The organism is Photobacterium makurazakiensis (assembly GCF_050336715.1).
In the GTDB taxonomy this organism is placed as follows: domain Bacteria; phylum Pseudomonadota; class Gammaproteobacteria; order Enterobacterales; family Vibrionaceae; genus Photobacterium; species Photobacterium makurazakiensis.
On record NZ_JAKJSJ010000106.1, the window covers coordinates 1 to 10,505 of the forward strand.

Here is a 10,505-nt window from a genome sequence, read left to right on the forward strand (position 1 = left end):
GATTTATATGTATTAGATATGCAGCCAAAGTTCTTAGGCCCCAAAGAACCTATTCCAAATGACAATATTGAATTAGAAGGTCCTCCTGAACATTAATTTCTGAACATTAAATAAAGAGATAAAATCACAAAGGCCATTGTATTACACAATGGCCTTTGTCACATGAGCCCGAATCTTCAACAACCTAGAAAAAACTCTAGACTTTTGTCGAATCAGAAGAAGTGAATGATTTTATAAATTTACTTCGAACACTGCGCATGTGGGTTTGAGCTTCACTTTGCATCCGTTTACGTGTCAGCTGCTTTTTAGCACTCATAATTCCCTAGCCTATCAATCTATTATTATTTCCTTCTAATAATTATGATACCTATTGCGCAGTTATCTAAAAATCACTTTAATTACCATCATATAAACAATGTGATGCACATCACTTATTTATACTTCGATTGCAACCTATAAGATACAAGTCACACACAAACTAGCTTCTTATTAATGAATAGATACCATGGCAGGCTCTCTATTTTCAAAACTGTACCTGCAAAACTGCTAGGTTATTGTTTACTGGAAGATATGGTTTTTTTTAATGGGTACATTTCCACACATTAGCACATTGCAAGCTCACAAATACTATTATCCCTCCGCCAACAGAGCAACATTCGATCAGTTTAAGATTAACAAATTCAGCACAATTGGTAACATAACCTCATGCCTAACAAGTGCACGTAGTTGCACTTCATAACTATAATCTAGCTAAAGGAAAGCATATGACGGCCTTAACCATGACACTGAAAAAGTGGCTGTTTGACCGCAACAGCATCATTCTGTTGGCAGACATCGCCTTATTTACCCTTCTTTTAAACACCTTACCCTTTGAGAAAGATGTCGTTATTGGTTTAAGTATTTTAACTTTTGTGGCTGTATTATGGCTAACAGAAGCATTGCACGTAAGTATTACTGCGATTCTTGTACCTATCATCGCGGTTGGTTTTGGTATATTCCAAACGCCTCAGGCATTAAGTAATTTTGCCAACCCCATTATTTTCTTGTTCCTTGGTGGGTTTGCACTTGCAGCGGCACTTCATAAACAAGAGCTTGATAAGGCAATCGCAGACAAAGTACTGCTCATTGCAAAAGGGCGAATGTCTGTCGCTGTATTCATGTTATTTGGTGTAACTGCATTCTTATCAATGTGGATCAGTAATACCGCAACAACCGCAATGATGCTTCCGTTAGTGTTAGGTGTATTAAACAAAGTTAATGCAAAGAGTGAACGAGGCACCTATGTGTTTGTGCTTCTTGGTATCGCTTACTGCGCAAGTATTGGTGGTATTGCAACCGTTGTCGGTAGCCCACCTAACGCCATTGCCGCAGCAGAAGTTGGCTTAAGTTTTACTGAGTGGATGGAGTTTGGCTTACCTATCTCAATGATTCTATTGCCAATCACTGTTGCCTTACTTTACTTCATGCTGAAGCCAAACCTTAAGCATACCTTCGAGCTCGACCACAAACCTGTAGAGTGGAACAATGCAAAGTTAGCGACCTTAGTTATTTTTGCAATTACTGTTGTACTGTGGATCTTCAGCAAACCAATTAATGCTCTCTTAGGCGGTTTCAGCAGCTTCGATACGCTGGTTGCCTTATCGGCTATTGTCATGCTGGGTGCATCTCGTGTTGTCGATTGGAAAGATATCGAGAAATCTGCTGACTGGGGTGTATTACTTCTTTTTGGTGGCGGTATCTGTCTAAGTAACGTCTTAAAAGCTACTGGCACAAGCGTTTTCCTTGCACACAGCTTAAGCGGCTTCTTAGAACAAGCTGGCCTATTCTTTACTATTTTGGTTGTTGCTGCTTTTGTTGTGTTTTTAACCGAGTTTGCAAGTAATACGGCAAGTGCTGCATTGTTAGTCCCGGTATTTGCAACTGTCGCTGAAGCTCTTGGTGTTTCGCCAATTATTCTTTCTGCGCTAATTGCTGTCGCGGCATCATGTGCATTCATGCTTCCTGTTGCAACACCACCGAATGCGATTGTGTTTGGTTCTGGGCATATTAAGCAGTCAGATATGATGAAAGTGGGTATTTACCTAAACATCGCATGTATTGGTGCACTCTCTGCTTTTGCTTACTTATTCTGGTAATACACAAAGATCCCCCCGCAAGAATAAAAAGCTTTATGTAACACTTTTAGGTGGTCAGTTATGACCACCTTTTTTATTTTACGTTACAGTAAGTCTGCTGGGTATCGTACACCAATCATTTCTCTTGCTTGAGTTATAATGCTACTGACAATTTGGCTTCGAACTAATGCAACATGCTCTATGTCATTCTCTTCGATTAACTGAGCAAACTCTTCAGCTTCATACCGCATTGCATTTTCATCTTGTGGCACGGTCAGCTCAACAGTCGGCTCCCCACGGCGATGTAGGTTAATACCATGGCACTCGGATATAAAGTGAATAGCTAGCGTTCCTTGTTCACCTTGTATTTCGCTTGGAATAACACCATCACTTACCTTTGAGTGTGCAATAGTGACATCAAACCCTTGATAATGAAGAACCAGTGTTCCGTGAGCATCAACGCCGGATTCAAGTAGCGTCCCCTGCGCCGTCATACTGTTGGGTTCACCAAACAAGGCAATAGCCGCACTTAGTGGGTAAATGCCTATATCCATCAACGAACCATTAGAAAACTCAGGGTTAAACGTGTTCGGCTTTTCTCCCTCTAGATATTTTTGATAACGTGATGAGTACTGACAGTAAGAAAAGTAAACTTTTCGTATTTTTCCAACCTTTGCCAATGCTGTTTTTAGCGCATTAAAGTTTGGTGTGTATACAGCTTTCATCGCTTCAAATAAGACAACGTTTTGAAATTGCGCTTCAGAAACAAGGTCTTGTACTTCTGCAATATTTGACGCTAACGGCTTTTCACCAATGACATGTTTTTTCTGCTTAAGAAACTTCATCGCCTGAGGAGCATGCAAGGAATTAGGGCTGGCAATGTACACAGCGTCAATCAAATCACTGCTTGCCATCTCATCAAGCGAATCAAAACAGGCTACGTCATTATATTTAGTCGCAAAATCTTGCGCTTTTTCTAGGCTACGGGAATAGACCGCGCTCAAGACATACTTGCCCGTTGATAATGCTGCTTGAATATATTGATCAGTGATCCAGTTTGTACCAATTACACCGAAACGAATCATTCTCTCTTCCCTATTCATTCTATTTGATCAAATTATACCAATACTACATGTCGCATTCCCAGATGATTATGAGCTGAAATGTTGTAAATTTGTTGTATTTATAATTACTTAGCGATAAGTTAAATCAATAAAAACAAGCACATTATTACCAATCATAAGAGATGCCATTATGTATTATRCAGAGATCACTGGGTGGGGTAAGTGCCTCCCTCCTGCCGAGCTAAGTAACCAAGAACTCAGCGAGTTTGTCGATACATCTGATGACTGGATACAAAGTCGAACAGGTATCCACTCTCGTCGCATCAGTCATGTTAATACATCTGATCTTGCAACGGTTGCTGGCAAACGCGCACTTGCTGCCGCAGGTTTAGACGCTGCAGATCTTGATCTAATCATTATTGCGACCTGCTCTCCCGATACATTAGTACCGAATATTGCTTCAAAAGTTCAGCAAGAACTTGGCGCTAAAAAAGCTGCGGCATTTGATATGAATGCTGCATGTACAGGGTTTCTTTATGGGCTTGAAACAGCAACAAGAATGATTCAGGCAGGGAACTATCAACATGTGCTAGTCGTTGGGGCTGAACGTTTATCTTGGTATTTAGATTGGAGTCAACGTGATACTGCCGTGTTATTTGGTGATGGTGCTGGCGCGGTTATTCTAAGCCGCAGTACAGAGCAATCAGGTCTACTGGATGCTCAATTAGGCTGCGATTCCGAAGGCCGAGATGTGCTCGCCATTCCAGATTTTGGCATAGGGATGGATCGCTTCAGCCCTGATGCGGGATTTTTTGCCTTTCATTTCGTCGGGCGAGAAATATTCCGGCGAGCTGTCCGTGGTATGGGAACCGCCGCCAAGATTGTTTTACAACGTGCAAAGCTAACTGAAGATGATATTGACGTAGTAATACCCCATCAGGCTAACCAACGGATTATTGAAGCACTTTGTGATCATGCTGGTATTCCATTGGAAAAAGCATTTATCAATATTCACAAGTACGGTAATACGTCTGCTGCCACTGTACCTATTGCCCTTTGTGAGGCTGTTGAAGAAGGTAAAATCAAACCCAACGGTACAATACTTTCAGCTGCATTTGGTGCGGGGTTAACTTGGGGGGCTGGTGTTATTCAGTGGGGCTCTCGTGTCACACCAATCAACGAAACTGATGCAGAGCTTCCAGCCTGTGAGCATACTGCCACTGAGCTTCTTAGCTCTGCAATCGAGCATTGCGTAAAGACAAAGCGATAGTGTTATACCGCACTTGCTAGTTACTTTTTGGTCGAATACTAAAAAAACACCCAGTTTACTTTGTAAAAAGCAAACTGGGTGTTTTCCATTTTTATCTTATTCTGGCTTCTAGCGTTTTACGTTACGACCACGATTCTTATGAATTTTATGCTTATTTTTCGCTCGACGCTTTTCTGCTGACCGACCTCGAGGACGATTATCTGGCGGCTTGATTGTTGGATCCGGTTCATAACCTTCTAGCCATTGCTGAGGTAGTCGAGTATCAAGTAATTCTTCCACCGCTTTTAATGCCCACTCTTCATCGATACTGACCAATGAAATTGCGTTGCCCGTTAGCCCTGCTCGGCCGGTACGACCAACTCTGTGAACATAATCTTCAGCCTTAAATGGCATATCGAAGTTAACAACATATTCTAATTGCTCGATATCAATCCCGCGAGCGGCGACATCGGTTGCCACTAAAACGCGCACTTTACCCGATTTAAAATCATCTAATGCACGTTGTCGTGCGCCCTGACTTTTATCACCATTGATTGAGGCGGCTTTAATGCCGTCTTTACCCAGCTCTTTTGCAAGCTCATCTGAGCCTTGCTTCGTTTTAGTAAAAACTAAAACCTGCTGCCAGTTACGCGATCCAATCAGGTATGCTAACAGCTCTGATTTTCGATGCTTATCAACAGGGAAAACCATCTGCTCAACCGTGACTGCTGCTGTATTTGCAGGTGTCACCTCAATAAGTTTGGGGTCCGTCAGAATATCATATGCCAGTTTTTTAACTTGCTTACCAAAGGTGGCGGAAAAGAACAGTGTTTGTCGCTCCGTCTTCATCCGACGCATGATGCGTTTGATGTCATCAATAAAGCCCATGTCTAGCATACGGTCGGCTTCATCAAGCACCAAATAACTGACTTGGCTTAAATCAACGGTACCAACATGGGCGTGATCTAATAAGCGCCCAGGTGTTGCCACTAAAATATCAACACCCGATTCGATGGCTTTTACCTGCACTTTCATGCTGGTGCCGCCATAAGCAACAGCGGTTTTGATATCAACATCTTTTGCATACGCACTGATGCTATCGAATACTTGTTGAGCAAGTTCACGAGTCGGTGTAAGAATAAGCGCTTTAACCTGTTTCTTTTTATGCTCGGAGTGACTAGCCGATGCCAATAAGCGATCGATTAAAGGTAAACCAAATGCAGCTGTTTTCCCCGTACCCGTTTGTGCGCCGGCCAAAACATCATGTCCAGCCAGTACTTCAGGAATAGCTTGTTGCTGAACAGGTGTTGGTGTATCGAAACCTAACGACGTTACGGTATCGACAAGTTGGCTTTGAAGGCCTAATGAAAGGAAGGACATGAATAATTCCGGCTTAATTTTTAACGAGCACGGATTCTAGCAAACTTTACCCTGATTACTATGGTTTATAGCTTTATAAAAATAAAAAAAAGCACTGCCTAGTAGGCGGTGCTTCTTTAGGAAATCGGCTGAATACGTTGTTACTGAGGAATATTTAAGAAGGCAGCGCCACGAACGCCGCCTGAATCACCATGTTTGGCTTTAATAATCTTCGGACACTTAGCAACAGACAATAGGTACTTAGGAATGCGCTTTGGCATTTCTTCGTAAATAAGTTCGAAGTTCGATAAACCACCACCAAGTGCCACTACATGTGGGTCAGTGGCAGTGAATAGGTTTGCAAAACAGATGGCAAGTAGTTCCATAAAGCGTTCAACGTGCTCTACCGCTTTTGCTTCACCTTCCGCATGCGCTTTAATAATCTCAATGGCTTTCTTCTCTTCACCAAAGTAATGCGCATAGAGCAACTCAAAACCACGGCCAGACAAGTAACTATCTAGGCAGCCCTTCTTATCACAGCCACAGCCTAGTAGCGGTGCATTATCACCTAAATGGAACCAAGCATCGAGAGGAAGACGAGTATGGCCGACTTCACCCGCAACATGGTTACGGCCAGAGAAAACTTTACCTTCGTAGATAAAACCACCACCGAAACCGGTACCCAAGATCAAACCTAGTACTGAAGGCTCACCTTGCAGCTCTTCGTCCCAAGCTTCAGAAAGGGCAAAGCAGTTGGCATCATTTTCAATTCTCACTGTACGGCCAATTTTAGCTTCAAGATCTTTACGAAGTGGCTTACCTTTTGCTGAAGGCACGTTGACAGTCAGAACAGTACCATCATCGGCATCTTCCATACCAGGTAGACCTAAACCGATAGTGCCTTCGCAGCTAAACTCTGTATCGTATTTATTAACCAGACTCGCGATAGTCTCAACCAACAGATCATAGTTATCTGTCGGGGTTGGCACGCGCTCCGTGGCTACACGTTCGAGTTTCTCGTTAAACGCACCAAACTCAATTTTGGTTCCACCTACATCAAAGCCGTAGTACATCCTGCACTCTCCGATAAATTTGTAAAAAAAACAAAACTGAAAAAATTATCCACACAACTACACCTACAAACTGTGACAGGTCGCTGATTTAGCCGAGTTTTAATCGACATGGCGTCGCACTTGCTGAAAGAAACATCAACTAATTGCAAAAAATACGCGCTAGCTGTTGTTTTATTTCTTTCTTGTGCTTAATAATTCGCCATATAGCTCTTCAATTGCTTTAATGCTGAATCATCCGGCAGAACACGATTAAGCTTACCCGTCATATAGTTTTCACGGAATACGTCAAACCACAGATCAAGTACATCGGCATTGTTCTGCTCACCAAACAAATCAATAATTCGTGCGGCAACCTCGGCAGTACCCAGTTGGTTTTCTTTCGATGCTTCACGTACTTTATAACGAGATGGCTTTTCAGGGTTTATTGACAACACAGGAAACTGATTTAAGTATGGGCTTTTACGGAAAATTTTCTTAGCTTCTGCCCAGCTACCATCAAGCATGATAAACAATGGTTTCTTGTTAGACTCAATAGTAATCTTGTCAGCAACGCGTTCAGGTTCAGCATACTCCGCAGGGAATACAACATACGGCTGCCATTGTGGGTCTTCCAATAATGCGAGCATCGCAGGGTTAGGCTCTGTACGAGACCAAATATACGCGTACGTTTCATCGAATAAGTCTGCAATTAAACGACCAGTATTACTTGGCTTTAGTACTTCATCGTCATACATCACTAACAAAAACGCCGCATTTGATTCTATCTGCGGTTTGTTCTCACAAATACAAAGGTGCACACGCAGCATGCAGTATAAGCATCGTTCAACTTTACAACCTCGCGCTCTAAAAGGGCGGGTCGAACGAGCAAGGCGTTCATCATATAACTTATGGACAGCATGGATACGCATAGCAGCTTTACCTAAAAACAAAAAACGCCAGCATTTTACTGGCGTCTAAGTAGGTTGCAATCATTAAATACGTTAATGCGGTTTAATTTTTATGAGGAAAGCTGATACTTCGATAATAAATCTTGTTGGTGATGGGCAATCTTTGCCACTGCACTTGCTTCTTTCACCAGTGTTTTAAGTTGCTGGCTATTCGTTTGGGCTTGGTGCGAAACCTGCTCCACGCTACGCCCAACATCAACAGACGCATTCTCTTGCTGCTGTGTTGCTGCGGCAATCGTCATAATTTTATCACTGATACTGGAAATAATGGTTTGGATTTGGTCAATTGAAATCTGTACCTCACCGCTAAGCTCAATCGATGAGGTCATTTCTTTTCGACTGACAGCCATCGCAGTATTCGCTTCTCTCGCAGCATGGTGAAGTTCAGCAATTGTTTTACGAATAGATTCCGTTTGCTGATTTGTTTCACTGGCTAACTTTCTAACTTCGTCAGCGACAACGGCAAAACCACGCCCTTGATCACCCGCGCGAGCAGCTTCAATGGCCGCATTCAACGCTAATAAGTTAGTGTTATCGGCAATCGAGCTGATCAGCTCAACCACTTCTGAAATTTTGTTGACATGGTTATCAAGTTCAACCATTCGCTCTTCATTTACCGCAAACTGTTGATCTAACGAACGTAAGCCTGAAGTACTGCGCTCAATCACTTCAACACCTTGATGTGCTAGCTGATTGGCGCGTTGTGCTTCTAACTCTGACTCACCAGTGCTACTCACAATGTCTTTAATCGACATCTCAAGTTGCGAGATAGCCGCTGCGATTGTTGTTAATTCGTCACTTTGTTCTTTTAGTGCAATTCGTGATTGTGAAGCCGCTTTTTGGCTACTTTCAGCTGCAATATTCAAGCTTTGGCTATTATTAACCAACCGCCCTATCGTATCGCTATTGTTGCTGTTCGATTGATTCAATAATGCACCTAACACAGCAAACTCCTTTGGTGCATTTTGTGTCGCTCTAACTGTCAAATCGCCCCGGCTTGTTGCCTTTACGACACGATCAATTTTAGACAGCGCACGCTTAACAGTTTGACTAACCCAAACGCTGGATACAATACCTACTGCAAGGCCAGCAACACTCAACATAACGAACAGCGTTATCGCATTTTCTGTCGCGTTCGTTACACCCACTTCTCCCTGACTGATCATGCTATCCGCACCACGAGTCAGCGTATCAAGCTGATCCATAATCAAAGATATTTGTGTTTGAGCTTCCGTTACTTTCAACGACTGTGTTTGCATTAAACCTAATGTTGTTAGGTGTAAATCAACGATTTTTCCCTCTTCAAACAACTCCCCGACCATTTGGAAAGGCACAGTCACACTGCTGTAATCGCTAATTGAGCTGTCAATACGATTCATTTCGCGCCACGCATAGTTCATACCAGACAAATTAGTCCCACGTAAGCTGCGTACATAGCTTTTCGCCTTCGTTACATCTGTTTCGAGCAACAACGCCATTAGATGGCTGGCCATTTCCAGTGAGTGGTTTACAAAATTGGTTACATGATTAAGGCCATCGGGCACACCATTGAATGTTTCAGTGCCTAAGCGAGTCATCTCGGCGCGAACAGATGACACCGCATAGTTCATCATCGCTTTATCGTTATTCACCGTCGTTTGGTTCAATAGTATTTGCTGCTGCAGGGAATACAGGTCGCCAGCGACCATATCGATGCTACTTAACTGCTCAGATAATAGAGTTACATCGTTTTTAAGCCAACTAATTGCATAGTTATCCGCTAGAGCCCTTAATTCAACAAGTGCTTGCAGCACAGTTTCTTGTTCACTTTTAAACCCATTAAATGCTGTTTCTAGCTGTTCAACAGATGCACTGTTAATCACCTCTAACAGTTGCTGAGCCGATAACAACGAACCTTTTACTATGACAGCATTATTCATGGTGACGGGTAATGCTTGCTGACTTAACGTTTCAAACTCTTTTGATACGTTATTTAAGCCATTGCTACCAAAATACGATAGCAACCCACCCATTGTGACCAGTAGTAGAAAGACAATTTGAATAGAGGTAACAATCGACAATTTCGACCGACTCTTAGAAGATACTTCCATGTTTATCCCTTGAAGTTTATTAAGTACAGGGCGCTTAATAAAAATTCGTATTATAAGTTCAAGGGTAAAATACTAAGGAAATATGACAAAAAGGTTTCAAGAGGTCTTTTATTTATAAAATGGAGAAATAAAGTAAATTAACGCTTTCAAAGCTGGGAATTCTCCACTTTCTATTCTGTTTCAGCCCACCGTATAGCTATTTATTGGACTTCCTTACTAATAGCGCTATCGAAAAGGTTTTTCACTAAGCCAACATAATCTTCTAAAAAAACAACCTGTTCATTTGTTGGGCAGCGTGTCCAAGCTCCTGCAAGTACTTCAGTAAGATCAGCCATGACTGCATCTGCTTCTTGCATCAATTTAAAGCGAAAGTCAGACTCTAAATCCGGATTCTGAGAAAAAACTGTCATTAAATTCGTCGCAATCATATCGGTAACTACATCTTCCACTGTCTCTTGGCAACCTTCACTTTCTGCTCTTTCAAACAGTGATAAGTGTTCGGTAAAATATTCGATCAGCGCGTGATAACCTTCAGACTCTACAACCATAATTCTTTAACTCAATGTGAAAAAAACAATAATCTTGTATTTATACCTAATTGATATAAAC

At 42.1% G+C, this 10,505-nt stretch carries 8 protein-coding genes; 2 read left to right on the forward strand and 6 right to left on the reverse strand.

The features are described from left to right. Positions 1-764 precede the first annotated feature (764 nt). Positions 765-2,135, forward strand: coding sequence for an SLC13 family permease (locus L4D09_RS27940; protein ID WP_428460811.1), 1,371 nt, complete (start codon positions 765-767; stop codon positions 2,133-2,135). A gap of 83 nt (positions 2,136-2,218) precedes the next feature. Here the strand turns inward: L4D09_RS27940 and L4D09_RS27945 are convergent, their stop codons facing one another. Then, a complete protein-coding gene (locus L4D09_RS27945) occupies positions 2,219-3,199 on the reverse strand; it encodes a Gfo/Idh/MocA family protein (RefSeq protein WP_428460812.1) in 981 nt (326 codons plus the stop codon). A gap of 169 nt (positions 3,200-3,368) precedes the next feature. On the opposite strand from L4D09_RS27945, the gene L4D09_RS27950 reads away from it, so the two are divergent. After that, positions 3,369-4,448: a ketoacyl-ACP synthase III gene (locus tag L4D09_RS27950; RefSeq protein WP_428460813.1), complete on the forward strand. Its 1,080-nt coding sequence runs from the start codon at positions 3,369-3,371 to the stop codon at positions 4,446-4,448. 108 nt (positions 4,449-4,556) lie between these two features. On the opposite strand, the gene L4D09_RS27955 is transcribed toward L4D09_RS27950, so the two are convergent. The 5 genes from L4D09_RS27955 to L4D09_RS27975 all read right to left on the reverse strand — a co-directional run bounded on the left by L4D09_RS27955 (position 4,557) and on the right by L4D09_RS27975 (position 10,444). Then, positions 4,557-5,807: a DEAD/DEAH box helicase gene (locus tag L4D09_RS27955; protein ID WP_428460814.1), complete on the reverse strand. Its 1,251-nt coding sequence runs from the start codon at positions 5,805-5,807 to the stop codon at positions 4,557-4,559. A gap of 140 nt (positions 5,808-5,947) precedes the next feature. Next, a complete protein-coding gene (nagK, locus tag L4D09_RS27960) occupies positions 5,948-6,859 on the reverse strand; it encodes an N-acetylglucosamine kinase (protein ID WP_428460815.1) in 912 nt (303 codons plus the stop codon). Positions 6,860-7,047: 188 nt separating this feature from the next. Then, positions 7,048-7,767 carry a tRNA-uridine aminocarboxypropyltransferase gene (locus tag L4D09_RS27965; RefSeq protein ID WP_428460816.1) on the reverse strand — a complete coding sequence of 240 codons (720 nt, stop codon included), beginning with the start codon at positions 7,765-7,767 and terminating at the stop codon, positions 7,048-7,050. Positions 7,768-7,856: 89 nt separating this feature from the next. Continuing rightward, the gene (locus tag L4D09_RS27970; RefSeq protein WP_428460817.1) at positions 7,857-9,896 is read right to left on the reverse strand and encodes a methyl-accepting chemotaxis protein; all 2,040 of its coding nucleotides are present in this window, start codon (positions 9,894-9,896) and stop codon (positions 7,857-7,859) included. Between the two features lie 200 nt (positions 9,897-10,096). Next, entirely contained in the window at positions 10,097-10,444 is a 348-nt protein-coding gene (locus L4D09_RS27975) for a DUF3802 family protein (protein ID WP_428460818.1), read from the reverse strand. Positions 10,445-10,505: the final 61 nt, after the last annotated feature.